The sequence below is a fragment of the Streptomyces sp. NPDC013317 genome (assembly GCF_055563155.1).
The window spans coordinates 789,108-815,537 of the sequence record NZ_JBVHDX010000001.1; the positions used below are offsets into that span (position 1 = coordinate 789,108).

The 26,430-nt window shown below is 73.8% G+C and carries 15 protein-coding genes; 4 read left to right on the forward strand and 11 right to left on the reverse strand.

The genetic code is table 11. The annotated features are described in order from the left end of the window. Nucleotide 1 precedes the first annotated feature (1 nt). The 3 genes from ACZ3IJ_RS03360 to ACZ3IJ_RS03370 form a co-directional block, all read right to left on the reverse strand. Nucleotides 2-613 carry a class F sortase gene (locus tag ACZ3IJ_RS03360; RefSeq protein ID WP_467465967.1) on the reverse strand — a complete coding sequence of 204 codons (612 nt, stop codon included), beginning with the start codon at nt 611-613 and terminating at the stop codon, nt 2-4. An 85-nt stretch (nt 614-698) separates the two neighbouring features. Then, complete coding sequence (locus tag ACZ3IJ_RS03365; protein ID WP_467465968.1) at nt 699-1,397, reverse strand: hypothetical protein; 699 nt, start codon at nt 1,395-1,397, stop codon at nt 699-701. Nucleotides 1,398-1,707: 310 nt separating this feature from the next. Next, nucleotides 1,708-2,136 (reverse strand): DUF1707 SHOCT-like domain-containing protein, encoded by a 429-nt coding sequence (locus ACZ3IJ_RS03370; RefSeq protein WP_467465969.1) that lies wholly within the window; start codon nt 2,134-2,136, stop codon nt 1,708-1,710. Nucleotides 2,137-2,200: 64 nt separating this feature from the next. Between ACZ3IJ_RS03370 and ACZ3IJ_RS03375 the strand changes: the two genes are divergently transcribed. Then, on the forward strand, nt 2,201-2,803 hold the full coding sequence (locus tag ACZ3IJ_RS03375) for a TetR/AcrR family transcriptional regulator (RefSeq protein WP_467465970.1): 603 nt from the start codon (nt 2,201-2,203) through the stop codon (nt 2,801-2,803). Between the two features lie 72 nt (nt 2,804-2,875). Here the strand turns inward: ACZ3IJ_RS03375 and ACZ3IJ_RS03380 are convergent, their stop codons facing one another. The 3 genes from ACZ3IJ_RS03380 to ACZ3IJ_RS03390 all read right to left on the reverse strand — a co-directional run bounded on the left by ACZ3IJ_RS03380 (nt 2,876) and on the right by ACZ3IJ_RS03390 (nt 6,916). Continuing rightward, nucleotides 2,876-4,021 (reverse strand): PI-PLC domain-containing protein, encoded by a 1,146-nt coding sequence (locus tag ACZ3IJ_RS03380; protein WP_467465971.1) that lies wholly within the window; start codon nt 4,019-4,021, stop codon nt 2,876-2,878. 122 nt (nt 4,022-4,143) lie between these two features. Next, a complete protein-coding gene (locus ACZ3IJ_RS03385) occupies nt 4,144-4,677 on the reverse strand; it encodes an HAD domain-containing protein (protein ID WP_467465972.1) in 534 nt (177 codons plus the stop codon). A 70-nt stretch (nt 4,678-4,747) separates the two neighbouring features. Further along, nucleotides 4,748-6,916 carry an FUSC family protein gene (locus ACZ3IJ_RS03390; RefSeq protein WP_467465973.1) on the reverse strand — a complete coding sequence of 723 codons (2,169 nt, stop codon included), beginning with the start codon at nt 6,914-6,916 and terminating at the stop codon, nt 4,748-4,750. A gap of 129 nt (nt 6,917-7,045) precedes the next feature. On the opposite strand from ACZ3IJ_RS03390, the gene ACZ3IJ_RS03395 reads away from it, so the two are divergent. Next, entirely contained in the window at nt 7,046-7,864 is an 819-nt protein-coding gene (locus ACZ3IJ_RS03395) for a HEAT repeat domain-containing protein (RefSeq protein ID WP_467465974.1), read from the forward strand. A gap of 219 nt (nt 7,865-8,083) precedes the next feature. Here ACZ3IJ_RS03395 and ACZ3IJ_RS03400 read toward each other — a convergent pair whose 3' ends face one another. The 4 genes from ACZ3IJ_RS03400 to ACZ3IJ_RS03415 all read right to left on the reverse strand — a co-directional run bounded on the left by ACZ3IJ_RS03400 (nt 8,084) and on the right by ACZ3IJ_RS03415 (nt 12,262). Then, complete coding sequence (locus tag ACZ3IJ_RS03400; protein WP_467465975.1) at nt 8,084-9,229, reverse strand: S1 family peptidase; 1,146 nt, start codon at nt 9,227-9,229, stop codon at nt 8,084-8,086. A 440-nt stretch (nt 9,230-9,669) separates the two neighbouring features. Beyond that, nucleotides 9,670-9,960: a DUF3040 domain-containing protein gene (locus tag ACZ3IJ_RS03405; RefSeq protein WP_467465976.1), complete on the reverse strand. Its 291-nt coding sequence runs from the start codon at nt 9,958-9,960 to the stop codon at nt 9,670-9,672. Nucleotides 9,961-10,105: 145 nt separating this feature from the next. Next, nucleotides 10,106-11,722, reverse strand: a complete 1,617-nt coding sequence (locus ACZ3IJ_RS03410) for an MFS transporter (RefSeq protein WP_467465977.1) — start codon at nt 11,720-11,722, stop codon at nt 10,106-10,108. Between the two features lie 126 nt (nt 11,723-11,848). Beyond that, nucleotides 11,849-12,262: a hypothetical protein gene (locus tag ACZ3IJ_RS03415; protein ID WP_467465978.1), complete on the reverse strand. Its 414-nt coding sequence runs from the start codon at nt 12,260-12,262 to the stop codon at nt 11,849-11,851. A gap of 326 nt (nt 12,263-12,588) precedes the next feature. Here ACZ3IJ_RS03415 and ACZ3IJ_RS03420 point away from each other — a divergent pair, with 326 nt between their 5' ends. Both ACZ3IJ_RS03420 and ACZ3IJ_RS03425 read left to right on the forward strand, forming a co-directional pair. After that, entirely contained in the window at nt 12,589-13,101 is a 513-nt protein-coding gene (locus ACZ3IJ_RS03420; protein ID WP_467465980.1) for a GNAT family N-acetyltransferase, read from the forward strand. Between the two features lie 352 nt (nt 13,102-13,453). Further along, entirely contained in the window at nt 13,454-13,981 is a 528-nt protein-coding gene (locus ACZ3IJ_RS03425; RefSeq protein ID WP_467465981.1) for a GtrA family protein, read from the forward strand. 6 nt (nt 13,982-13,987) lie between these two features. Here the strand turns inward: ACZ3IJ_RS03425 and ACZ3IJ_RS03430 are convergent, their stop codons facing one another. Then, nucleotides 13,988-26,326 (reverse strand): amino acid adenylation domain-containing protein, encoded by a 12,339-nt coding sequence (locus ACZ3IJ_RS03430; RefSeq protein ID WP_467465982.1) that lies wholly within the window; start codon nt 26,324-26,326, stop codon nt 13,988-13,990. Nucleotides 26,327-26,430 lie beyond the last annotated feature (104 nt).

Sequence of the window (26,430 nt, forward strand, 5' to 3'; positions counted from 1 at the left end):
CTCAGGCTCCCTGTTTCTTCAGGGAGGTCAGGTGGGCGAACACGACGACGTTGGCCGAGTAGCCGTGCTTCTTGTCGAAACGCCCGCCACAGGTGATGAGCCGGAGCTCCGGACGGCCGACGTGCCCGTACACCTTGCTGTTGGGGAACTTGTCCTTGGTGTACGTCTTCACCTCGTCGACCGTGAAGACCGCGACGCGTCGGTCCGCCCGGGTGACCTTCACCGCGTCGCCGCGCCGCAGCATCTTGAGATTGAGGAAGATCGCCGGGCCGGTGGCGGTGTCACGGTGCCCCACCAGCACGGCCGTTCCCGCATCCCCGGGCGACGGGCCGTGCCGGTGCCAGCCCACCGTCATGGGCGCGCTCAGCGACGGAGCGCCGAGCTGCCCCTTCTTGTCGAGGCCGAGCGGGGTGACCGCGGCCTCGATGAAGATGGCCGGGACGGCGACCTTGACCGGCCGCGAGCGCACCTGGGGTGCGTGCGCGGCCGGTCGGACCGGCGTGGCGCCGCCGCCCGCCGCATCATCTGCGGGGACGGCGGCGACCACCGGTCCGGTTTCCTCGGACGGTCCCGAACAGGCCGACACGATGCCGGTCAGCAGCGTGAACGTCACGGACAGCGTGATCGTGAGTCGGCAGGCGCGGCTCGGTCCACGCCTCCGGGGCCGTCGGTGGGGCCGGGGCCGTGGGCGGGGCGAGCTATGCCTCGTTGCGGGCACGGCGCCGGGCGGATCGGCGGACCAGGACCAGCGCGGCGAGCCCGGCCACGCCGGCCGTCACCGCAGCCGCCGTCCCGACGCCGGACTCGCTCTCGGCGGCGCTGAGGTTCTCCAGGTCCGGAACACCGCCGGCACCCGCGGGCACCGCACCGGACGGCTCGCGGTACGTGGTCCCGGGGTCGATCTCCTGCGCCGGGCCGTTGCTGGGACGGCTGCTGGGACGCTCGGCCGACGGCCGGTTCGGGCCCTGGTCACCGGCGCGCGTGGCGCAGTCGACCTTGAAGGTCCTGTTCTTCGTGCCCGCCGGGACCGTCCACACCAGCTGGTAGGTGCCCTCGGGGAGCAGGTACCGCTCGCTCACCGCCGCGCCGTTGACGAGCGGCAGCGTGCTGACCAGGGTGTCGCCGGGCGGAACCGTCGGCGGCTGCGCGGTGATCGTCCATGGGACCGCGGGGAAGGACTCGAAGTTGCTTGCGACGAGAGTGAACGCACAGACCTCGACTCCGTCCTGGCCTCGCGAGTGCCACCCGGCCGAGCGGATGTTGAGGTCGCCGCTGTCTCCGGGAGCCGCGTGCGCGGCGGGCGCGCCTACCAGGGTGGCTCCGGCGGCGGCGACGAGTGCGGCCACCGTGGTACCCGTGCGGATGCTCCGCAGGCGCAGGGGAGTGGACAGGATCATGCTGAACTCCTTGAAGCCGGGGTGATTGTCGTACTTATCGACCGCCGCCCATCAGAATCCAAAGATCTTCCGAAACGCGGTAGGCGGTCCGTGCCGACACGCGCAACCACCTGCCTGGCCGATAGCCCCGCCCGCGGCCCCGACCGGTCGACTCCCGGTGCCGGGATGGCCCACCGCCGGGAAACGTGCAGCTAGGAGGCCTGTCGGCCGCCGGTATCGAGCTCGCCGAGCCGCCGTCCCCGGCCCACCGAGCGCGCGATGCCCCGGCGTGTCGCACGTCCCACCGGCCCCGCGGTCCCGCCCGGCGCGGTCAGCGCGTGCCGTTCTCGTCACCGCGGCGGGGCCAGACCGCCACGGCGAGGAGGACGGCAGCCCACACTCCCAGCGGGGCGGCCGGCCAGTAGTACGTCAACTCCCCCTGGTGCAGGCAGCGGACGCCCCACACGGCCGACATGATCACCAGCCCGCCGAGCCAGTACCGCCACTCCGCGAGCCACTCCGCCATGTCCTTGCGGTCCCTCTCGGCCCGGGTCGGGCTCGGAGCCGGCAGGTCGGCGGTGAGGGGGCCGAGGTCGTCGGCGGTGCGTGCCCGCAGGGCCGCCTGGGCCCTGCTCGCGTGTTCCGGCGCGTCGAGCCGGCCTTCGGCCAGCGCCGCGGCCAGGATGCCGAGGGCCCGGTCGCGGTCGGCGTCCGAGACGCGCACCGCGGGTGCGGCGGGTTTGCCGTGGTCGTCTTCCATCGTCTTCCCCGTTCGTCGTCGCCATCGTTAGAATACGACTGTATCTCAAAGAGGGAAGGTGGCCATGCCGAAGACGGTCGACCGACCGGAACAGCGCCGGCAGATCGGCGCCGCGCTGCTGCGCCTCGCGGCCGAGCGCGGCCTGGACCAGGTCAGCGTGCGCACCGTGGCCGCGGCCAGCGGCCGGTCCGCCGGGGCGGTGCAGAAGTACTTCAACTCCAAGGAGGAGATGCTGGTCTTCGCCGCCGAGCTCGCCGGTGAGCGTGTCGAGGAGCGCATGGCGCTCGTGGACACCGGTCTTCCGCCGCGCCGGGCGTTGCGCGAGCTGATCCTCACCACGCTCCCGCTGGACGAGGAGCGCCGCGCCGAGGCCGCCGCACAGCTCGCCTTCGCCGTGCAGGCCGCCCATCACCCCCGCCTGGCCGCGATCCGACGCCAGGTCGACCACGACGTCAGGCAGGTCCTGGCGGCATGGCTGGACGGCGTCGGCTGCCCCGGTGCCGGAGCCACCGCCGACGCGGTGATCGCGCTCAGCGACGGAATCGCACTGCGGATGCTCTACGCGCCCGCCGAACAGGCCGCACTCCTCGGGGCTCTGGACCACGCACTCGACGCCCTGACACCGGACGAGCCGTGGGCCGGGCGATCCCGGTCGGACAGTCGGTGATCCCGCGCCGGGCGGTGAGCCGCCCGGCGGGCGGGCGGTCGGGCGGCTCACCGGATCGGAGCCGGGCGGGCCTCAGCGGCGCGCGTTGAGTTCCGCCACGATCGAGGCGGGGTTGTGGCCGCTGTTGTCCGACAGCCGGTGGAAGTCGACGGAGACGAAGTTCGGGTCGCGGCCACCGGCCGCGGGCCGGCACTGCTCGGCGATCCGGTTCCTCAGCTTGGCGCCGTTGTCGAGGGCCGCCGTGAGGACCGTGGGCACGTTGCGGTGGTGGCTCATCGTGAACAGCCTCCGGAAACCCGGCTCCTGACGGTCCAGCGGGACGTCGGGCCAGCGGGTGACGCACGCCAGGTCGTTGCCCATGTCGCCGAGGCTCCAGTAGTTGCTGACCGTCCACGACCGGTCGTACATGACGCCCAGGTGCTCACGGTCGGGGCGGTCGGAGAAGATCAGCAGCCGCTTTCCGGCCGTGACCAGGTCGGCCACCTTGGGCCAGCCCTGTTGGCGCACGTTCCACGCGTCGGGCCGGAACAGCAGCTCGGGCAGCCCCCGGACCCTGCTGAGGGAGTTCCGCAACTGGTCGGCGCTGACATAGTCCTCCAGGAAGACGGTCACGACCTCCTGGGGGTGCGCCACGAGGAAGTCCACCACGGTCTGCATCGTGCCGTGGAAGGACTGCCGGGGCAGGGCGTAGGTCGCTCCGGCGAAGGTCTTGCAGTCGCCGTGGCACAGATACACGTCGCTGGGGTAGCAGTCGCTGCCGAAGCTGATGACGCAGAGCCAGGTGCTGCGCTCGTACCAGTGCGTGTCCAGGCTCAGACCGCGGACGCCGTTGTCCAGCTGGGCGCGCACGGACTCGGACTGGTTCACCGAACTCCATCGGGAGTCCTGGTAGTTGGTGAACGCGTTGTGGGTGGTCAGGAAGGAGACCTCGTCCAGCCGGCGGTCGCTCCAGCGGGCGTCGGCCGGGGTGGCCCCGGCGGAGGGGGCGGCCGCCGGGACCGAGGAGGCCGATGCGGCCGACATGGCCGGAGGGGCGGTGGGGGCCGAGGCGGTGGCGAGGGTCGGGGTGCCCAGGAGGGTCAACAGGAGGAGGAGTACGAAGGAGTAGCGCCCGGTTCTTCGCGGGGGCGCGGCGTGGACGGCCGAACGGCCCGGTGTCGGTGCGGTGTTCGGGGAGCGCCAAGGGGCTCCCATCCGCAGCATGCTCATGCCAATCATGCGCCGGAGGGTAGCGTGAAGGCCGTGGATTAGCCCCCCCAGCGGACCGGCACGGCCGATATCCGACGTGCGACGAGCCGCGACCCGGGGGCGGGTACGTATGCCGAGCCACCCCGTCCGGGTCAGACGGCGCCGAGTGCGCGCCTCCGCCCCAACCACCCGTCCAGGACGGCGAAATCGGCGTCGGTGAGCCCCCGCCGTGCATCCACCCGATGCAGCAGCGCATCACCCTGATGCTGCGCGGCGACCCACGCACGATCGCGGTCGCCGATCTCGTCGTCGACCCAGACGAACGGGCGCCCCGCCGCCCAGTGGACCAGAGCACGGGTCTTCCAGTGCAGACCGTTCCGCTCGTCGCGCTCGTCCTCCACCGACGGCTCCGGCCACTCCACCACAGGCAGCGGGGGCAGGCCCAGACGTGGCGCGACGGCGTCGTTCGCATCGTCCATCCAGGTCGTGGCCCACACCAGCGTGCACGGCAGCGCCGCCAGCCGGGGCCCGTGCGAGGGATCGATCCTGGCCAGCAGCGGGTTGGCCCCGGTCTCCCGCTGCGCGGGACCGTCCTCGTACGCCGGACACGCCGGCGGCGGCCCGCCGAAGGGAATGAGCGGTCCGTCGACGTCGAGGAAGAGCAGGGGTTGTCCGGGGCCGGTCACGACACCACCGTATTCCTCCCACCGCGCACGCCTCGTGCGGTGGATCCGGCCGCGAGGACCGGGTGAGCCGTCACGGTTCCGGCGGTGTGCCGGCGCTCTCGGCGTCCTTGCGTGCCCCGAGCTCGCCGGTGATCCGCTCCAGGTCCGTCACCAGCGCGTCCAGCCACGACACGGCCGCGTAGAACTGCCACGGCGCGCCGGGCGGTTCGGCCGAGAAGTCGTCGAACGTCCGGGCGCGCAGCGGCACCGTGGTGTCCGGGGTGTCACCGGTCGGATCCAGCCGGGCGGAGACCAGGAGCATGCCCGCCGCCACCCGGTCGCCGATCCGGGTGACCGCCTCGGTCGGACCCCGTTCCAGGGGCGGCACCTCGACCGGTTCGGGTGGTACGAGCATCCGGTCGGCGCCCCACAGCGTGTGATGGCCGGCCATGAGCGTGGCCTGCCAGTCGTACCGGCCGGACGGCACCCCCAGTCCCTTCGGCTCGCTCTGGTACTGCGCGTACGCCGACTCCGCCATGATCAGCGCGTGCTGCAGCGACCTGTGTCCCGGAGCGGTCAGCAGCGGTACGCGCGTCCCGCCCGCCGCGACCTGGGCCGTCGTGTCCACCGCCGTCTCCGCGGCGTGGCGCAGCAGCGCCGCCGCCGCGCGCCGCAGCTCGTCATGGGCGCCCCGGGGCCAGGCGAGCAGCCCGAACACGGCGCCGATCGCGCTGCCGGCCATCACGTCCAGGAGCCGGAACTCCGCGAGCCGCCAGGTGGCGGGCGCCAGCTGCGCGAAGACCAGGGCGACGACGACGGTGAACATCGCCTGCGACCACCCCACTCCCCTCACCGGCCCCACGGTGAAGGTGACCAGCATCAGCGGGGGCAGCACGGCCGCGTACACCTCGATGTCCGTCCCGACGAGCGCCAGCAGCGTCGCGGCGACGAGCGCTCCGGCCAAGGTCCCGATGAGCGCCACCCGCACGGTGGACCGTGTCCCCCGAGCCGTCGTGCGGGTGAGACTGAGCGTGGCGAGAAGCAGCCAGAAGCCGTGCGGGAGGGTGTCGATGCCGGCGATCGCCCGGGCCGCCGCCAGCGCCAGGCTGATGCGTACCGCGTTCTGGAAGAACACGGACCGTTGCCCCAGGTGTCCCGACAGCCGCCGCCACCACAGCTCGGGCGCCCGCATCCGCGCGTACCAGAACCGCCCGGGCGCCGCGGTCACCGCGCCCGCCCGGCCCCGTACGGCGATGTCCGCGGCGGTGGACATCGCCAGCGCGGCGTCCGCCACCTCGAGGGCCGCCGCATGGCGGCGCAACACGACGGGCACGGCGGCTCCGTCCGGCGGGCCCGCGGCCAGGGCCTGCCGCACCCGCCACAGCTCGGCGTGTGCGGCCGTCCCGGCCTGACGGCCGCGCAGACGGTCGGCCGTCTCCCGCGAGCTGTCCCGGACCGCGCGCAGCACGTCGAGCCCGGCGCCCGGCGCGGTGGGGCCGCCGGACAGCGGCGGCAACAGCGCCAGCCGGGCCAGCAGCGTGCGCGCCGCGAGCCCGGTGTGGGCCAGGGCCCGGTCCCGTACGCTCGGCCCCGCCGGCCGGTCGGCCTCCGGAACCTGCGAGGACCGCAGATCCTTGCTCAGCGGCCGCGCCGTGCGCACGGTCGTGTCGGACAGCGCGTACGGGGGCGAGGACAGCGCGTCGGCGAAGCGCTCCGCGCAGTCGGCGGCCCGGGCGGCGCGCTCCGGGTACGGGACGGTCTTCGGGTGATCGGGCAGCAGGAACGCCTCGGCGAGGATCAGCAGAGCGAGACCCACCGTCGCGCCCACCAGCCGCTCGCCGAGCGAACCGGGGTCGTAGGGCGGGAAGGACGGCAGGATGTACATCAGCTGCAGCCCCGGCGCGGCGCCCGCCGGCCGGGGACCGCCCACCGCGGTGAAGGCGAGCACGAAACCGATGACCAGCATCCCGACGGCGGCGCTCCACGTCCGCACGGAGAGGTACGTGCCGATCGTGATCAGCACCCAGCAGGCGGGCACCACCGGGATCAGGACCCTGGCCCGCTGCCGGCCGGTGCCGGGGATGTGCGACAGACCGGCCATCGAGACGGCGGCGAAGAGCGCGTACGTGGCGGCGACGGAGGAGTCGAAGCCGTACAGGAACAGGTAGAAGCCGGCGCTCGCGGCGAGCGTGACCCGCACGGACCGCCGCGCCGTCGCCGCGTAGGCGGTCGGCAGCCGCAGTCTGGGAACGCCACCCATACCACCAGCATCACCCGCCCCGGCGCGCCCGGCACGCGGCGCGCGGCGCACCGGGCGGGTTCCGCGGCCGCGCCCGCACCCGACCGCTGCCGCCCCGGGTCCGTGAGCGGTCGCCTAACATGCCAGGTCATGGCGATGTTCGTGCACGTGACGTCCGCGGCGAACGCGCCGCGCATCAGGCGGTCCGGAATCCGGGCGGTGAGCCACGGACAGGGTGACGCGCGCGGTGTCTACTGCTTCCCGGTGCTGCCCTCCTACGCCCTCACCCATCAGTGGCTCCGTGAGCTGGCCCGCTTCGGCAGCAGGGGCGGGCTCGTGGCCGTCCACGTACGGCTGGACGACGACGAGGACGTGCTGGTCGGGCACTACGCCGACCGGGCGCGCAACACCCAGTCCACCCTCCCCGCCGCCCAGGCGGTGCGGCGGATCGCGGAACTGGACGATCCGCGCGGGTGGGAGGTGTTCGTGCCCCGGGCGATCCGGCCGCGCGAGGTGCACCGCATGCGCACCGCGCCGCAGGTGGCGGGCTGGCGGTACCGGCCGGACGCCCACGGCACGCGGCCCTGCACCTGCTTCGGCTGCCGGGTGCGCGGAGGGTACGGTGCGCGGCGGCTGCGCGAACGGTTGCCGCACCCGCTGGACGGCCCGCCGCCACCGGTCCGCGTGCTGCTCGCCAGGATCGCGGCGGCGGGGGAGCCGGGGGACCCGGTCGTGCTGCGGGAGGTGCTCCACTGGTTCGGCATGCGCCGACGGGGCCCGCTCGACCGACTGACCCACCTCGCCGCCCACCCCGACCACGGCGTGCGGGAGGACCTGGTGTGGGCGGTCGCCGGCTGGTCCACCCCGGGCGTCGGCGAGCTGCTGAACGCCATGGCGGACGACCCCCGGGACGACGTCCGGGACGCGGTGCAGGCGGTGCGGGAGCCGGGTGAGCACGAGGACGCCTGACAGCCACGACCCGAGGCCTCGCGGTGCCTGACGTGTGCTGGGCGGCCCGAGGCCTCCCGAGACCCGACCGTACCCGTCACCGTCGCCCCGACGGGCTTCCCGGGCACGGGGGAGCGTTCCCGGGAAGCCCTGGCCGGCGGCGCCCTCGACGCGTGACCGGTGCGACGTGAGGCCGGTGCGACGTGTGACCGGTTAGACGTGGGACCGGTCGACGGGCCGTCAGGCGGTGTGCAGTGTCAGCCCGTAGCGGCCGAGGATCTCGTTGACCGGCTGGAACCACGTCTCGCCGCCGGACGAGCAGTTGCCCCATCCGCCGGACGTGACGCCCTGCGCCTGGTCCCCGCTGATGAACGCGCCGCCGGAGTCGCCGCCCTCGGCGCAGACGCTGGTCTTGGTCATCTGGTGGACGGCGCCCTGGCTGTAGTTGACGGTCTCGTTCATCGCCAGGACGGTGCCGCAGTGCCACCGCGTCGTGGAACCCGAGCGGCAGATCGACGAGCCGACCGGAGCCACCGCGGAGCCGCGCACGAGCCGGTCGGGGACGGTGCCCCAGCCGAGCACGACGGGCACGGTCCACCAGCCGCTGTGGATGCTCACATAGGCGTAGTCGTTGCCGGGGAACGACGAACCCTGGAATGTGCCCATCGCGGAGCCGTCCCAGCCGCGCACCGCGGCGCCCGCCTGTCCGCAGTGCCCGGCCGTCACGAATCCGCCGTACACGGAGAAGCCGATGGAGCAGCGGACGTTACCGGTGTAGTACGGGTCGCCCCCGACCGTGCCGGCGGCGTACGTGCGCGGCGCCTGCGCCGTCTCGGCGACGGTGACGGGGGCGCTCGAACGGGCCTGCTCGACGAAGGCGCGAACGGCGGGTGCGGAACGCTCGGAGCGCACGACCGTGACGACGACGCTGTTGGCCCGGGGGTCGACGTGCCAGCCGGCGACGCCCGTGGGGGCGGCGAGCGCGTCCAGCCGGGACTTGGCCCGGTCCAGCGCGGCGGCGCTGTGCCGGACCTGCCGGGTCTCGGCGCCGAGGGCGCGTACCTCGGCCTCCTCCGACCGGTCGGTGAGCGCGACGACGAGCCGCCCGGCCGCCGGATCGAACCACGATCCGCCGTAGTCGGCGCCCGCGGCCCGACGGGCGTCCTGCTCGACAGCCGCCGCGGACTTCTCGGCCCGCAGCCGCTCCTCGGCCTGCTCGGCCGTGAGGCCGAGGTCCTCCTGCATGGCCTCCAGGAGCCCGGCGGAGGCGGAAGGGGGTACGGGCGGGGGGACGGCCTGGGCCGGCGGTGCGTGTGTGGCGCCTAACCCGACGGTGATCAGCAGAGCCGCGAGGGCGGCGGGCAGGGGGAAGGTGGTGCGTTTCACGAAGCCTCCAGATGTGGGGGAGTCGAACGCATGAGAGCGCTCTCAGAACGCTTCCGGAGGTCACGCTAACGGGGATGGGTTGTCAGGTCCATACCAGGAGACGTCGATCTGTCGACAAGCCGTCGGGGACGGCGGTCATCGGGGGCGCGGTGCGACGTTCAGCGATGCGACGTTCAGCGACGTTCAGCGATGCGATGAGTCGAAGCTCTGCCGGGCGGGGGGTCGGCAGCCCGAGTGGACGCCGTCCAGCGGGTGTTCGGGGCAGGATGGGGCGGGGCCGTGGGGCGGAGCACCGGACGGTGGCCGGGGAGATCGGACGCGTGAACGCCCTCAACACCCCACAAAGGAACGGGCACATGACTCGGGACACGAGCCCGCCATGCCGCCCCTCATGGCCTGACGGCCCGGCCGTCTCTCGCGCCGGGTGTGGGGTCGGTCGGTCACCAGGTCGTGGGCACTCCGTCGTTCACGTCGGGCGGCGTGGACGGGCCGCCGCCCAGGACGGCGATGAGGACGAGCCCCACGAGGGCGACGACGACCAGCGCGACCGCTATCACGAGACGCGCGCGATGTCGCGGCGCGCGGACCTCGCCGGGCGGTGCGGACGGTGTGGGCTGCCCGGGGAACTGCTTGTTCAGCGCGTCCACCAAGGCCACGAGTGCCGGGTCGTCGCGACTGAGGTCATGCTCGATCTCGGCAAGTATGCGCTGGTCATCCGCGGGGTGACTCATGGCGACCGCCTCAATACCGCTCCGGGTCCCAGGGGGCGAGTGCTTCGCCTCCGTTCCCCCGCCTCCTCAAGTATTCACGCTCGGCCGCATGCTGTCCTGATCGCGCGCGGGGCGCACGACCGTCTGCCGGGAAATGGCGCGGGCGTCAGCGAGGGGCGGCGGAGTCGCCGCCCTGGGAGGCCCCGTGGGGACCGTGGCCCGCAGCGCCGCCGGAGCCCGTCGAGCCCGTGGAGCCGCTCGTGGTGGGCGTGCCGCTCCTGCCCGGGCCGCTCGGGGTCTTCTTGGGCGTCGTGCCGTGTGCCACCGACAGCGGCTCGGCGATGTCCTCCAGGGAGCGACGTTCCGCCTTCACGGCGAGGAAGGCGGCGACGAGCCCGGCCGCGCACATCAGCCCTGCGCCGATCTGGAAGGCCAGCACGGTCTCGGAGGGGACGCCGGACTCGGTGAGGCTCGCGAAGATGAGGGGGCCGCTGATGCCGCCGGCGGCCGTACCGATGGCGTAGAAGAACGCGATGGCCATCGCCCGGGTCTCCATCGGGAAGATCTCCGACACGGTCAGGTACGCGCTCGACGCGCCGGCCGACGCGAAGAACAGCACCACGCACCAGCAGGCGGTGAGCGTGGTCGCCGTGAGCACGTCGCGGTCGAAGAGCCAGGCGGTACCGAACAGCAGCAGGCCGGACAGGATGTACGTGGACGAGATCATGATGCGGCGCCCGGCCGTGTCGAACAGCTTGCCCAGCAAGAGGGGCCCGAGGAAGTTTCCGGCGGCGATGACGGCGAAGTAGTACCCGGTGCTGCCCGTGGGAACGTCGTAGAACGTGATCAGGATCGTGCCGAAGCCGAAGGTGATGGCGTTGTACAGGAACGCCTGGCCGACGAAGAGCGACAGACCGAGGACGGCACGGCGCGGATAGCGGGCGAAGACCGTCTTCGCGATCAGACCGAACCCGATGCTGCGGCGCTGCTGGATGGTGATCTCGCTCTGCGGCGGCGGGAGCGGCCGACCGTGCTCCCGCTCGATGTCCCGCTCGACGGCGGACACGAGTTTCTCCGCGTCGTCGCCACGGCCGTGGATGAACTGCCATCGTGGGCTCTCCGGCACGTTCCGCCGGACCAGCAGGATCACCAGCCCGAGGACGACTCCGAGCGCGAAGCTGAGCCGCCAGCCCATGTCGATGGCGAAGATGTCGGTGTCCAGCATGACGATGGAGAGCAGGGCGCCGCCGATGGCTCCGAGCCAGTAGCTGCCGTTGATGATCAGGTCGACGCGGCCGCGGTACGTGGACGGGATCAGCTCGTCGATCGCGGAGTTGATGGCCGCGTACTCGCCGCCGATGCCGAAGCCGGTGAAGAAGCGGCAGAGGAAGAACCACCATGACTCGAACGACAGCGCGGTGAGCGCGGTCGCCGCGAGATACACCACGAGCGTCACCATGAAGAGCTTCCTGCGGCCGTAACGGTCGGTCAGCCAGCCGAAGAACAGGGCGCCGGAACACGCGCCCGCCACGTAGAGGGCGGCGGCGGTTCCGGTGACCTGGGCGGCGGTGATGTCCAGACCGCTGCCCTCCTCGGCGAGGCGGCCGGCGATGTTGCCGACGATCGTGACCTCGAGTCCGTCCAGGATCCAGACGGTGCCGAGGCCGATCACGATCATCCAGTGCCAGCGAGACCACGGCAGGCGGTCGAGCCGGGCCGGAACGGCGGTGGTCACGGTGCCTGTGGAGGCCGGCACGGAGGCCGGCTTCGATTCCCCGCTCATGTCTCCCTCTCCCGGTCGAGATGCCTCTTGCGAGTGCCCCGGCCGGGAGGGAACACACCTCCAGCAGCCGGGGCGGCACGTCCACGGTGCCCGCCTTCTCTCGCCGCGGCACCTCGGGAGCCGGGGTCAGAGGGCGGTGAAGAAGTGCTCGGGTACGTCGTCGAGGACGAAACCGTTGTCGAGGCGGACGCGCACCGTCACCCGGTCCTTCTGCCTCAGGTGCGCCTGCCAGGCCGGTTCCAACGAGGCGATCTGCTCGTCCAGTTGCCCGCGGCTGCCGGGAGGCATCTGGTGGCCGAAGTCGTCGCGGAGGGAGGTGAGCCGGAGGTACTCGCGGACCTCGTGACTCTGCTCGTTCTCGTACGAGTCGACCCGCTCGACGGTGCCTTCGACCCCGGCCGCGAGGCCCAGCGAGCCGGTGACGGCGACCGCGCCCGCCGGCGAATCCGCGCCCGCCTCGGTCTCGCGGACCGGAACCGGCGACCCGGTCAGCCTCAACTCGGCCGCCAGCCGCACCCGGCGTCCCTCATTCAGCGTCATGGATCCTTCATCGCTCCTGGTCGGTCGGGCCGCGCCGCCCTGCGCCCGAGGCGGCCCGGTCCTGCCATTAGGCCACACCCCCGCACCGAGCGAGCCCACCGGCCCGGGGCTTACGGCTGATCCGGCGCTGTGCCTTCGGGAACCGGCGACGATTCGATCCGCCGGGCGCGCCGGGATCTTGTTCGCCAGGCTCCGCGGCGATGACCGCCCTCTGGTGGGCGTCGACGGACCGACGGACGAAGACCCGCCGAGGTGATCGTCCGCTCGTGCGGGGCGGGTGCGTGCGGGGCGGAGGCCCCTCGGGGCGGGCCGGTAGTGTCAGGGGTATGACCGAGTTGTACGGCGCTTCCGTCGTTCTCCGTCCCGCCGTCGCCGAGGACGTTCCCGCCCTCGCGGCCATCCGGGCGACGCCGGAGGTACGGGAGCGCTGGCGCGGCGACGACGATCTGGCGGCGGAGGTCGCCTCCGATCTGGAGGACCCTGACGTACGGTGCCTGACCATCCGTCACCAGGGGGGGATCGTCGGGATGATCCAGTGGTACTCCGAGGACGAGCCGGACTACCGGCACGCCGGGATCGACCTCTTTCTCGACCCGTCGGTGCACGGCAGGGGCCTGGGCACCGACGCCGTGCGCACCCTCGCCGCGTACCTCGTCGACGCCCAGGGCTACCACCGGCTCGTGATCGATCCGGCGGCCGACAACGCGGCGGCGATCCGCTGCTACACGAAGGTCGGCTTCCGTGAGGTCGGGGTGATGCGCCAGTACGAGCGCGGCGCGGACGGAACCTGGCACGACGGCCTCCTGATGGACCTCCTCGCGGCCGAACTGGTGCGCTGACGCTCCACGGCGCCCGTCCGGGCCGCTGCGCGACCCGACAGGCTCCGCGGGCGGAGCAGTGCTCCGTCGCCCTCATTGGGTGGCGCCACATCTGGCGTCATGTCCGGTGCCAGCGGGCGAGATGCGGTCCGCCGCTTCGTGTCCGTCATGAATTCCGCAGGGCTGGCGCCAGGGCTGAATGCCCATTTAGCTGCGACGTTGGGTGCCAATGGGCGGTTCCCCGCTCGCTCGGCGCCAGAAGTGACTCGCCATGGCGCCATTCATGCGCCATGATGGCATCATGCATGCGCGCTCCGGCCACGCAGGTCGCGGTCGCGCGCTTGGTGGGGTGGGTCGACAGAGGGGGCGGACCATGGAGACAGCACAGGGCCAGTGCCGGCAGCAGACGGCACCCGGCGCCTTCGCGGCCTTCGCCCGTTTCGTACTCTGCGGGGGCGGCGTGGGGCTCGCCTCCAGCTTCGCCGTGGTGGCCCTCGCCTCCTGGATTCCCTGGGTCCTGGCCAATGCCCTGATCACCGTGGTCTCCACGCTCCTCGCCACCGAGCTGCACGCCCGCTTCACCTTCGGCGCGGGCAGGCGCGCGACACGGCGCCAGCACGCGCAGTCGGCCGGATCCGCGGCGGCGGCGTACGCGGTCACCTGCATGGCGATGCTCGTCCTGCGGCACCTGGTGGCGGACCCCGGCGCGGTGGTCGAACAGGCCGTCTACCTGTCCGCCTCCGCGCTCGCCGGGGTCGCACGGTTCGCCGTACTGCGCCTGGTCGTCTTCGCCCGCACCCGCTCGCGGTCCGCGCCCACCGTCCACGCCCTACGTGTGCCCGCCACCGTGCCCCGCACCACGCCCCCCACCGACCCCGCGGCACTCTGCCGTGCCGCCTGAGGTGTCCTAGAAGCCGTCCAGGCCGGCGTCCTCCCGCGCCACCTCGTGCCCGAGCAGGTGCAACGGACCCGCTTCGACACCCGCCTTCTCCATTCCCCGCCAGTACGCCTGCGCCAGCCGGGTGTCCACCAGGCCGTGGACCAGGGGGAGTCCGGGGTCGGCCGCGTGGAGCAGGGACTCAAGTCGGCACGAGGCGATCGTGTCCGGAAGCCACGTCCGCGCCGCGTACCCCTCCGCTGCCGCCGGCGGCAGCCCCGGAGCCGTACGGCGTTCGACCGGGCCGACGGACAGCAGGCCGCCGCCCACGATGAGGACGTCGCGCCGCTCCCGCATCCGGGCGAGGGCCGTCGTGGTGTCGAAGCAGTGCGGGAAGGAGTCGTCGACGACGATCGCACCGGGCCGGAGCCTCGACACGTCCAGTACCGAGCCGCCCCCGCTCACGGCAGTGACCAGGAGGTCGGCCTCGTACACCGCCGCGGGGAGGGCCGGATCCGCCTCGTGGACGACGACGTCGCGCGCCAGACCGCGGGCCACCAGGTCATCCGCCAGCCTCCGCAGGCGTGGCGCGCTGCCCTCGACGTCGCACAGGAGCAGCCGGGCGGGCGGCTCGGACGCGAGGGTCAGGAGCAGTTCCAGGGACGAGCCGCCGATGGAGCCCAGGCCGGCCACGGCGACGACGAGATCGGCGAGTTCACGGCCGGTCCGCGCGAGCGCGGCGTGCACGGTCTTCACCACGGACACCACGGTCGCCGCGTGCCCCGTCGTGACGGCCGTCGTACGGGCCGTCCGGGTCTCCGTCTCGCGCAGGACCCCGAAGCCGTACGCGGTGAGCGACGGGATCATGCCGGCCAGCGAGACGCAGCGCGCGCCCAGGGACGACGCGTACTCGACGGCTCGGGCCGTGCGGGCCGCGAGGCCGGACGTCGACGCCAACTCGTCGGCGAACAGCGGAAGGCAGACGAACCCGGAACGGCCGAGCGGCGTGCCGATCTCCTCCACGAGTCGCGGGCGTCCGTCCGGGAACAGCATCCGACGCAGGAGTTCACGCGAGTCCGCCTCGGTCGCCGGACCTCCTGGACGGCTGATCGAGCTCTGCGGTCCGTGCGACGCGAGCGCCAAGAGCTGAGCGGGCGGCGGGAGGTACCCGACAAGCGCGGAGTCCAGGACGCTCACCACTGGCTTCGCCCCGTGCGGGGCCGTCGTCCCGCGCGGCTGTGCCCCGGCACGCGCCGCCCCGGCCAACTCGCTCCGTAGCGCGTCGGTGAACGCGACGAAGGCCGACTCGCCGGGGAAGGCGGCCGTGGACGCGCGCAGCGTCACCCTCAGCTCCCCTTCACCGACCGGCCGCACCGCGAGGAACGTGTCCGTTCCCACAGGAGGCGGCGCGAGGACCGCGTCGCCGTCGTCCCACCTCATGCTCAGCGTGTCCCCGCGCAGCGGGCCGAGCGCCGAGAAGTCCAGGAACGTGAAGAAGAACTGGCCCGCGGGCGGCAGCCCCCCGCCCTGCGGCGGCGCGTGGTCTCCGTGCGCACGGGCCGCCTCGGCCTCGGCCACGACCGCGCGCAGGTCCTCGTCGAACGTACGGCCCGTCCGCTCGACAGACGGATCACCCGGCCGTATCGGCACGGCGGCGGCGTACGGGCCGAAGACCCGGTGGGCGTCCGGCTGAGCGTCGTCGCGCCCGGAGACCGCGAGGCCGAGGATCAGATCCTCCTGTCCCGTCACTGCGGCCAGCGTCCGGTAGTACGCGGTGAGGAGCGGGGCGAAGAGCGTCGTGCTCGCCGCGGTGGCGACCCGGCGCAGGCTCGTGACCTGCTCCGCGTCCAGCGTGAAACCCGTCGAGTGGTACGGGCGGACAGCACGGCCCTGGCCGGGCGCACCGGAGCCGCGCAACCCGAGAGCCGGTCGGCGGTACGGCGCGTCGACCCGGGCCCTGGAGGTGGTCCCGGACGATGCCATGCGTTCCCGAAGGGCCACGTGGTCACGGAAAGTGCCCTGCAGCGGAAGGAGTTCGGCGGACTCACCCCGTATGAGCCGGTCGTAGACGGCGAGCAGCTCCCGCCCGAGCAGCGCCACGCTGTAACCGTCGCCGATCAGGTGGTGGGCGTGGACGACGAGCGCGTGCTCGTCGGGCCCGAGGGTGAGCAGCCGCAGTCGCAGCAGCGGCCACGCCCAGGACTCGATGCGCCGTTCGCGCTCCTCGGCGAGCCGTGCGTCGAGGAGGCCGGGATCGGCGAGTGTCTCGAACTCGACGGGGAGTCGCAGAGTGGGCGGAAGTTCCTGCTGGACCGGTGGGCGCGCGCCGGCGGGGAAGACGGTCCGCAGCATCGGGTGGCGCGCGACCGCGGCGTCGACGGCCCGCTGGAACAGCTCGGGCCGCAGGGGGCCGTCGACCCGCAGACAGGCGAGCCACGCCGTGTGCGAACCGGGCGCCATGGCCTCCGCGAGGAGGAACCCGCGCTGGGAGGGGGCCAGGGGGAACGGGGAAGGACCGTGTGCGGCGTCTGTGGCGGCCCCGGCCGGTCGGGTGGTGTCGTGATCCATGGCCGCGCGGTCGATGGCCGCGGCGAGCGCTGCCAGCGTGCGATGGGTGTACACGGCCGTAGGCCTCGGCAGGACCGGGATCTCCTCCCGCAGCCGGGCGAACACCTGAAGCACCAGCAGGGAGTCGCCCCCCAGCGCGAAGAAGTCGTCCTCGCGCCGGAGTTCGTCACCGTCGAGGAACTCGGACCAGACACGGGCCAGCACGACCTCGGTCGGCGTCGCGGGAAGCGTCCGCCCGGAAGTGATGTCCACGGGTGCCGTGGTGTGGACGGTTGCCGTGGTGTCGGCGGGCGGCGGCGCGGGCGTCCCTGAAGAAGCCGGTGCCGTCAGCCGGCCGCGGTCGATCTTCCCGGTCCCCGTCAGGGGGAGGTCGTCGACCAGGTGGATGCGGGCCGGAAGCATGTACGGCGGCAGTGTCAGCGCCAGATGGGCACGGAGCGCCGTGGAGTCCGGTGCCGCGACGCCCGGCCTGCACTCGACGAACGCGCTCAGCCGTTCGTCCCTGTGGACCACCGCTGCGCGCGCCACCGCGGGATGTGTCAGCAGTACCGATTCGATCTCGCCCAGCTCCACCCTGTGCCCGCGGATCTTCACCTGGTCGTCGAGCCGCCCGAGGAAGTCCAGGACGCCGTTCTCGTCCTGCCGGACCCGGTCACCGCTGCGGTACCAGCGGCGTCCGTCGCGCTCGGTGAACGCGGCGGCGGTCAGCTCCGGTTGGTGCAGGTAGCCCGGTGTGAGCCCCACGCCCCCGATCAGCAGCTCACCGGGCTCACCCGGTGCGCAGCGCCTGCCGTCGGCCGCCACCACGTCGATCTCCGTGCCGGTGAGGGGCGTGCCGATCGGCAGCGCCCGCACGTCGTCGGCGGGGCGCTCGTCGACGATGTGGAACGTGGCGTTGATCGTGGCCTCGGTCGGCCCGTACAGATTGGCCATCCGGGTCCCCGGCCCGAACAGGTCGTACCAGCGGCGCACATGGGAGGGCGGAAGCGCCTCACCGCCCACGTGGATCCAGCGCAGCGCCGAGAGGTCCGGCGCCGGCGCGCCGCCCCGTACCCGTGTCTCGGCGGCTTCGAGGAGCCGTGACCAGAGGCTCGGAACCGAACTCCACACCGAGATCCGTGCCTGCTCGACCCGGTCGAGCAGCGTGTCGGGGTCCCGCAGGAGTTGGGGCGAGAAGGGGACCACCGTGGCCCCGACCAGCAGCGGCGCGAGGAGCTGGCGTACGGACGCGTCGAAGCAGAGCGACGCCGTCTGGGCGAGCCGGTCACCCTCGCCGTACCCGAAGGCGGAGAGCGCCCAGTCCAGGTAGTTGGTCATCGAACGACGCGTGATCGAGACCGCCTTGGGGCGGCCCGTCGAGCCGGAGGTGAAGATCACGTACGCCACGGAGTCCGGACCGGGGTCATGAACCGTGCGCCCGGGACCGTCGGACCCGTCACGTACCTGCTCGGGCTCGGGCGCCGGCCCGGGGGTGGGGGCAGAGGAGGGTGCGTCGGCCGCGACGAGGGTGACACCGGCGTCCGAGGCGAGCTCCGACGCCGTCGTTCGCGTCGCCGCGTGACAGACCAGCGCGCGGGTACGTGACCGCTGCAGCTGGTCCGCCAGCCGTGCTCGGGGATGGGCGGCGTCGAGCGGAACCCAGCCCGCCCCGGCCCGCAGGATGCCGACCACGCCCGCCACGGCGTCCGCGCCCGGCTCGGTCAGCAGGCCCACCAGGTCACCGGGTGCGACGCCGTCGGCCCGCAGTCGGTCGGCGAGCGCAGCGGACGCCCGGTCCAGTCCGGCGTACGTGAGGACGGACCCCTCGCCCATGTCGACGGCCGCCCGGTCCGGGGTCGCGGCGAACTGCCCGAGCAGGCGGGCGACGATGTCCGACGCTCCGGGAGCAGGGACGGACTGGGACGGGGCCAGCGGAATCCGCGCAGCGCGGGCGGGCACGGCGACGGCGATGCCGGCGTCGGCGGTCGCGGCCACGAGTTCGGCCAGGTGCTCGTCGGCCAGCCGGGCGACCGTGACCCGGTCGAAGAGCCGGGCGGGGAAGTTCCACGAGAACGAGAGCGCTCCGTCGGACTCCCAGCACAGCAGGCTGAGCCGGGTGGCGGCGGAGGCCGTTCCGGCTGCGGTCGGGCGGACCTCGACCGGGCAGTCGGGGTCCAGGGAGACCGGGAACCGCGCGAAGCTGAACGAGGCGTGCCCCGCCGTCCGGGGTCCCGCCCCGTCCGGGGGCAGCAGCCGGGCGAGGTCCAGACTCGTGAGCCGGCCGTGTCGCTCCGCTTCGGGCCACGCGTCGCGCAGCCGTGCCGCGAGCGTGTGCACCGAGTCGTGCGGTCCGACGTGGACGGGGATCGGCAGGGTGTCGGCAAGCGGTCCGACCAGCCGGTCGATCCCGTTCAGCCTGATGTCGCGGCGTGCTCGCGCGACGTTGACGGACACGTCCTGCCGTCCGCCGCCCCAGCGGGAGAGACAGCGGGCGTAGGCCGCGAGAAGAAGGTGGAACAGGGACACGTCGTGCGCGGCCGCCGATGCGCGCAGTGCAGCCGTCAGATCGTGACCGGGGGCTGTCTGGTGGGCGACGAGAGGGGGTTCGGGGAGGGCCAGCGGATCTCCGTCGTACGGCAGCGCGAGCGGTTCACCTCTGCGGGCGAGCACCTCGCGCCAGTACGCCCGGTCCTCGGCGAGGGCGGACTCGGACCGTTCCGCCTGTTCGCGCGCGGCATACGCGGCGAAGTCGGTCGTGGGTGCGGGGAGTTCCGGGGAGCGCCCTCGGGCCAGGGCTGTGTAGAGCGTCCAGAGCTCCTCGCCGAGCAGGTTCAGGCTGAACCCGTCGGCGGCGGCGTGATGCACGACGAGTACGAGATGGGCGGTGTCCCGGTCGGCGTGGGCGTTCGCGGTCCGGGCGAGCACGGCGCGTACGGGAGCCTCGACGGCGAGGTCGGACGGGCGGTTGCACAGGGCCTCTTCGAGCTGCCGCAGCTCCTCCTCGACGGAGTGGACGCCGGGCAGGTCGCGGACCTCGTACCAGTCCGGTGTCCGCTGGCCGCCGTCGGACTCCACGGCTTCCTGCGTGGGCGTGGGCGTGGACGTCGGCGTGGGCCTGGACGTCGGCTGCTGTCCGGGGTGGATCCGTATGCGGAGCATCCGGTGGCGGTCCGCGAGCAGACCGAGCGCCACGCCGAGAAGGCCCGGGTCGAGAGGGCCGCGGACCTCCTGCGTCACGTACCCGTAGGCGGCGACGTCCGGGTACAGCCGGCTCTGGGTGTGGAAGGCGAGCTGGACCGGCGTCAGAGGGAAGGCACGGCCTTCGACCGCCACCACCTCCTCCGCCTGCGACGTCGGGGCCCCCGGCACGGCGGAAGGCTCCTCCGAGCCGAGCCGGCGGGCGAGTTCACCCAGCGTGCGATGCTCGAAGAAGAGGGTGATGGGCAGGGAGCGATCGAGCTCCTTCTCCAGCCGCTTGACGAGGTCGACGGCCATGAGGGAGTCCAGACCCAGGCCGAGCAGTGGTACGTCGTCGCCGAGGTCGTCCGGCGACACGAGCAGCGCCTCGGAGAGCAACCGCCGCAGCACGTCCGACAGACCGGTGCGGTCCGATCCGGTGCGTGGGGCGTGGGCGGTCGTGGCCGCGAGCGCCCGCGGGTTCCGGGGCGGCGCGGGTACCGGTACGAAGCGGTGGGCGTCGGCCGGGGTACGGAGCGAGGGGGCCGCATCGAGGTCGGCCACCAGCAACCGGGCCGCGTCCGTGCCACAAGCCCGCCGAAAGGCCTCCAGCGCCGCGCCCGTCTCCAGCGGCGCGGGCCCGCGCCCGACGCCACCCGCACCATCCGCACCGTCTCCCGCACGGGTGGCCGGCCCCGCGGCGGCTGCCAGGCCTTCCCCGGCGAGCGCCGCGAAGTTGACCGCCTGCCACGGCCGGCCGGCCGCGCGTTCGGCGGAGGCGAAGGCGTCGAGGTAGGCGTTTGCGGCGGCGTAGTCGCCGATCGCGCCCGCCAGGCCCGGAAGCACGGAGGCGACCGAGGAGAAGGCGACGCACAGGGCCGGGCGGAGGTCGTACGCGCGGAGGCCCTGGGCGAGCAGTGCCGTGCCGCGCGTCTTGGCGGCCAGGACCTCGGCCACCTCGTCGGGCGTCTTCGCCCGCAGGCTGCCCGGCCGGACCACCCCCGCCGCGTGCACCAGCACGTCCAGGCACGGCAGACCGGCCAGCAGGGTGTCGACGTCGGCCTCGCGGGAGACATCTGCGGCGCGGTACTCCACGGTGGCGCCGAGCGATCGCAGTTCTGCGAGCAGCCCGGTCGGCGGCACCGCCGAGCGGCCGGTCAGCACCAGGGTCGGGCGCCCGCGTGCCGCGAGATCGCGGGCGAGCGCGCGCCCGACCCCACCGGCGCCCCCGGTGATGAGGTACACGCCGTCCGTCGGCAGCGCCTCCGGCCGCGCCTCCGACTGAGCCGAGTGCGGTGCGCCCGGGCCGCCGCGATCCCGCGACCGCGATGCGGCGCCGGTGGCGACCGGCTCGGTGGTCCGGCCGAGGCGCCGTCCCGCACGCCACGCGACGGCCGCCTGGCGGACACCGTCGCCCGACGGCCCTGGACGGGCGGCGAGTTCGAGGTCGAGCGCGTCGAGACGGTCGTCGACCGTGTCCAGGGAGGACAGGTCGACGCTCCGGGCCGCGACGCCCGGCGACTCCTCGGCCAGTGCCAAGGTCAGCCCGGTCAGGACCGCCTGAGCGGGGCGAGGGCGTTCCGGCCCCGCATCGGTGACATGGACGTCCTCCGTGACGACGAGCACCCGCGGGCGGTGGTGCGCGAGGTGGGGCAGCACCTCCTGGAGCCCGGCCACCATGGTGCGGTGCGCCGCGTCGAGCGCGGTGGTGGAGTCCGGCTCCACGGCCGGGCCCGCGATCAGCACGGCCGCCGCGGGAGCCGGCGCGCCACCGCCGGCCGGCGCGTCCCCGGCCCGCAGAACCATGACACCCCGCCCGGTGAGCCGGTCCGCGAACGCGCGGGCGAGCGGCGAGTCCGGGCCGGCCAGCAGGACCACGCGCGGTACGGACCCGACGGTCAGCGGGGCGTCGTCCCAGACGAACCGGTGGAGCAGCGGTCGGGGCGCGGGAGCGGCGGCCGGCCAGTAGCGGCGCCGCTGGAAGGGGTACGTCGGCACCGCGGTCCTGGCCCGGCCGGCGTCCATGGCCGTACGGTCCAGAGGCACTCCGCGCTGCCAGAGCCGGCCCACCGTCGCGAGCAGCCCCCGCGCGCCGTCCTCGTTCCCGGCGGTGAGCGCGAGCGCCCCCGCTCCGCGCGGGTGCGCCGCCGCGACCGCACGGACGGAACCGCGCAGGGAGGCGGCGCCGAGTTCGACGAACGTGTCGTACCCGTCGTCGAGAAGGCGCTCCACGGCCGCGCCGAACCGGACCGGCTGCCGGGCATGGTCACGCAGATGAGCCGGATCGAAGACCGGCTGCCATCCTGCGGTGACCGTACTCATCAGTGGTGTCACCGAGGGCCGGAGGGTGAGGGCTCCGGCGGCTTCGGCGAGCGGGGCGAGCGCCGGATCCATCAAGCCGGAGTGGAAGGCCCGGGACACCGCGAGCCCGCGTGCCGCGATTCCGCGGGCGGACAGCTCGGCGACCACGCGCTCCACGGCCGCCCCGGTGCCCGCCAGGACGACCTGGTCGGGGCCGTTGACCGCCGCCACGCTCAGCGCGCCGCGCGAGCCGGCCACCAGGGCGGCGACCGCCGCCTCGTCACCGCGCACCGCCGCCATGGCGCCGGGGGCGCACAACTCCGCCATCAGACGCCCGCGTTCCGCGGCGAACCGTACGGCGTCGGCGAGCGAGAGGGTCCCGGCGACGCATGCGGCGGCGATCTCGCCGACGCTGTGGCCCGCGACGGCGTCCGGAGTGATCCCCCACGCCCGCACCTGGCGGGCGAGGGCGACTCCGTAGGCGACGAGGAGCGGCTGGGCGATGTCCGTGCCGGCGATCGCCTCGGCGGAGACATCGGAGTCGAGGCACCAGGCGGCGAGCGTGCGCCCACCGATCAGGCCCACGTGGTCGGACGCCTCGTCGAGCGCCTCCCGGAAGGCGGGCGCGTCCGCGTACAGGGCGCGGGCCCGGCCGTGCGGCCGCACGCCCTGGCCGGGAAGGAGGAGGACGAGGCGCGCCCGGGAGCGGACGCCGCCGGCCGGACCGTCACGCAGGTCGTCACGCAGGTCGTCACCCAGGCTGTCACCGAGGGCTTCGAGGCGGGCGGCGAGATCTCCGTCGGCGACGACGGCGAGCCGGTCGGGCCCTTCGTCACGGGCGGCGGCGACGGCGGCGCAGACATCGCCCTCGTCGAGACCGGGGTGGTTCCGCAGATGGGTCGCGAGGGCGGAAGCCGCGGTGCGCAGCGCTTCGGGTCCGTGCGCCGAGAGGGTGAGCAGCCTTGGACCCCGCGACGGCGACCGCCTCTCCTCGGGCCTGACGGGCGCCTCCTCCAGTACGGCATGGGCGTTGGTGCCGCCGAAGCCGAACGCGTTGACCCCCGCCACGAGCGGGCCCGGCTCGTCCCAGTCCCGTACCTCCTCCACCAGGGCGAAACCGGCACCCGCCAGATCGAGCGCGGGCGCGGGGGAGCCCTGGAGCGGCGACGGCGCCAGACGCCGATGACCGAGAGCGAGGACCACCTTCACCAGACTCGGCATACCGGCGGCGTTGAGCAGATGTCCGACATTGGTCTTGACGGAGCCGAGCAGCCGGGGACGCCCGTCGGCGCGCGGCGGAAACGCGTGCGCGAGCGAGCGCACCTCCACCGGATCGCCGATCGGCGTTCCCGTCCCGTGCGCCTCCACGTACGACACGCTCTCGGGGTCGACACCCGCGTCGCGGTACGCCTGCGTGATGACCTCACGCTGCGTCAGGGGATTGGGGGCCATCAGACTCAGGGAGCGGCCGTCGTTGTTCACGGCGGTGCCGCGCAGCACCGCGAGGACCGGATCTCCGGCGCGCTCCGCCTCGTCGAGCCGGGTCAGGACGAGCGCCGCCCCGCCCTCTCCGGGGACGAAGCCGTCGGCTGCCGCCCCGAACGCGTGACAGCGGCCGGTCGGGGACAGCGCCTGTGCCTTCTCGAGGAGGGAGTATCCGGTCGGCGTCATGTTGAGGTGGACGCCCCCGACGACCGCGACATCGCACTCCCCGGCCTGCAGGCTGCGGCGCGCCAGGTGCAGGGCGACCAGCGCGGAGGAGCACGCCGTGTCGACGGCGAGCGCGGGTCCGGTCAGATCGAGACACTGCGCGACGCGGGCGGCGAGCATGTTGGGGAGGTTCCCGGTCAGCGCGGCGACGGGCAACTCCGTTTCATCGTAAGTCTGTTCGAGTACCTGCCGGTAGGCGATGTCCCCGGCCGCGACGAACACGCCCACCCGGCGGCCGCGCCGTCGTGAACCCGCGTGGCCGGCTCGCTCCAGCGCTTCGTGCGCGAGTTCCAGAAGGATCCGCGCCTGAGGATCGGTCGCCAGGGCCTCGTCGTCTCCGATGCCGAAGAACGTGGCGTCGAAGCCCGCCGGCTCGTCGAGGAACGCGCCCCGGCGGCCGTCGCCGTCCGACGGATCCGGCCACCGTCCGTCCGGTACGGCGGTGACGGCGTCGTAGCCCTCGACGAGCCGCTCCCAGAACGCCTCCGGGGAGTCGGCACCGGGGAACCGGCAGGCCAGGCCTGTGACAGCCACGACCGGGCCGGCGGCGGGGACCGTCGGTGCCGCGGGGAGCGCGGGGAAGCGGGCGGAGCCGTCCGCCCTGGTGTCGCGTGCGAGGATCAGCCCGGTGAGCGCGTCCACCGTGGCGTGGTCGCGCAGGTCGGACGGACGCAGAGCCACGCCGAACTCGTCCTCCAGGGCGGCGAGTACCTCCATCGCCTTGAGCGAGCCGCCGCCGAGCGCACGGAAGTCGTCGTGCGGGGCGATCGCCCGCACGGGCAGCCCGAGTACCTGACCCCAGACGCGGAGCACGCCGGTCTCGACGTCCCGTCGGGACCGCGGCGCGGGCGACGGCGCGGGCGACAGCACGACGCCGTCCCGCGTGGCGCCGTTCTCCACGTGGCCCTCACCACCATGACCGTGGTCGTCACCGCCACCGTCACCGCGAACCACCGTCGGCAGGGACCCCGTCACCCCGGTGGCCCGCCGGCCCGCGATCTCCGGGTACTCCCCGGCCTCGAAGCGCTCGCGCAGGACACCGCGCCGGACCTTCCCGCTGGTCGTTCGCGGAATCCCGCGTACGGGCATCGCCAACACCCGTACGTCGTCGTGTCCCAGCGCCTCGCGCACGCGCGCGCCGACCTCCCGCAGCAACGCCCGGGACACGGCGGCGAGAGGCGGCGCGGGCGCGAGGAAGACGACCACCCGCTCACCGCCGTCCGCGGGGTCGGTGGAGCCCACGACCGCGACCGGGCACCGTCCGAGGCCCGGTGTGCCGGCGGCCACCTCCTCGAGATCCGCCGCGTGGAACGTACGCCCGTCGACGAAGACGACGTCCTTGGACCGCCCCGTCACGCAGAGCCGCCCCTCGCGCAGGAACCCCAGGTCGCCGGTGCGCAGCCAGCCGTCGGCGAAGGCGCCCGCCGTCGCCTCCGGCGCGCGGTGGTACCCACGGGCCACCTGCGGACCCCGGACCTCGACATGGCCGACGCGACGGTCCTCGACCGCCTCACCGTCGTCGCCGGCGATCCGCACGGCGCATCCGGGCACGGGGACGCCGACGTCCATCAGCTCGACCGCGTCCGGCCCGGGCGAGGTGTCGACCGCCCGCCCGCGGCTGAGCGCGGCCCGGTCCAGGACGAGCGGTCGCGCCACCTCGCCGGACGGCGGGAACGTCACGGCCAGCGTCGCCTCGGCGAGGCCGTACACGGGCTGGGGCGCGTCCGCCGCGAGGCCCGTGGGCCGCATCCGCCGGACGAACGCGCGCCACACGGCCGGGGAGATCGGTTCCGCGCCGACAAGGATCATCCGTACCCGCGTCAGATCGAGACGGGCGAGCGTGTCCTCCGGTACGCGGCGTTCGACGAGCGCCAGCGCGAAGTTCGCCGCCGACAGGAGGGTCGCCCCGTGCCGCGCCGCCGCCTCCAGCCACCGCGCGGGCCGCTTGGCGAACGTCAGCGGTTCGAGCCGGACCTGCTTGATCCGGGCGGACAGCGGGACCAGGTGCGTGCCGATGAGGCCCATGTCGTGGAAGTACGGCATCCAGGTGGCCAGCACGTCCCGGGAGGTGATGCGGGCGGCGGCACGGATCTGCGCCAGGTTGGCCAGCACGGCCGCGTGGGTCAGTTCGACCCCCTTGGGCGCGCCCGTGCTTCCGGAGGAGAACTGCAGGAACGCCACGTCGTCCGGCGCGCGCTCCGGCAGCCGTCGCGGGACGGAGTGGGCGCGCAGCCGGTCAAGCGTCAGAGAGCGCACGGAGTCGGGCAGGGCGTCGAGCAGCGGCGCCGTGGACGCGCCGACGGCCACCGGCGCGCGGCCCAGGAACTCCCAGACGGGCAGCACCCGCCGCACGTCCGGGGCGAGCGGCACGGGTACGAGTCCGGCGGCGACGGCACCCCAGAAGAGCGGCAGGAACTCCTCGCTCCGGTCCGCCGGCAGCACCACGGGGCTGCCCGGCGCGAGGTCCGCGTCGAGGAACCCGCCCGCGACGCGCAGCGCGTCGGCGAGCAGCGCGCGATGGGTGACGGTCCGCTCGCCGCCGTCACCGTCCACATAAACGATCCCCCGGTCGGGTGCCGCGCCGGCCGCACCGGCCAACACGTCCAGCAGTACCTTCTCGCCGTCGCCCCGCATCAACGCCCCCGTGGATCTGCCCGACGACGGGCCGCCCCGCACCGAACGCGGGAACGACCACCCGCCCCCGGCCGGTCTGGTCTGCGGCAATGATGACGGAGGCG

Bases quoted from the DNA above. Each gene is read 5' to 3' on its own strand.
- ACZ3IJ_RS03375 (WP_467465970.1), top strand. From the start codon at position 2,201: ATGCCGAAGACGGTCGACCGACCGGAACAGCGCCGGCAGATCGGCGCC.
- ACZ3IJ_RS03365 (WP_467465968.1), bottom strand. From the start codon at position 1,397: ATGATCCTGTCCACTCCCCTGCGCCTGCGGAGCATCCGCACGGGTACC.
- ACZ3IJ_RS03425 (WP_467465981.1), top strand. From the start codon at position 13,454: ATGGAGACAGCACAGGGCCAGTGCCGGCAGCAGACGGCACCCGGCGCC.
- ACZ3IJ_RS03430 (WP_467465982.1), bottom strand. From the start codon at position 26,326: ATGCGGGGCGACGGCGAGAAGGTACTGCTGGACGTGTTGGCCGGTGCG.
- ACZ3IJ_RS03390 (WP_467465973.1), bottom strand. From the start codon at position 6,916: ATGGGTGGCGTTCCCAGACTGCGGCTGCCGACCGCCTACGCGGCGACG.
- ACZ3IJ_RS03405 (WP_467465976.1), bottom strand. From the start codon at position 9,960: ATGAGTCACCCCGCGGATGACCAGCGCATACTTGCCGAGATCGAGCAT.
- ACZ3IJ_RS03380 (WP_467465971.1), bottom strand. From the start codon at position 4,021: ATGATTGGCATGAGCATGCTGCGGATGGGAGCCCCTTGGCGCTCCCCG.
- ACZ3IJ_RS03415 (WP_467465978.1), bottom strand. From the start codon at position 12,262: ATGACGCTGAATGAGGGACGCCGGGTGCGGCTGGCGGCCGAGTTGAGG.
- ACZ3IJ_RS03370 (WP_467465969.1), bottom strand. From the start codon at position 2,136: ATGGAAGACGACCACGGCAAACCCGCCGCACCCGCGGTGCGCGTCTCG.
- ACZ3IJ_RS03420 (WP_467465980.1), top strand. From the start codon at position 12,589: ATGACCGAGTTGTACGGCGCTTCCGTCGTTCTCCGTCCCGCCGTCGCC.
- ACZ3IJ_RS03395 (WP_467465974.1), top strand. From the start codon at position 7,046: ATGGCGATGTTCGTGCACGTGACGTCCGCGGCGAACGCGCCGCGCATC.
- ACZ3IJ_RS03410 (WP_467465977.1), bottom strand. From the start codon at position 11,722: ATGAGCGGGGAATCGAAGCCGGCCTCCGTGCCGGCCTCCACAGGCACC.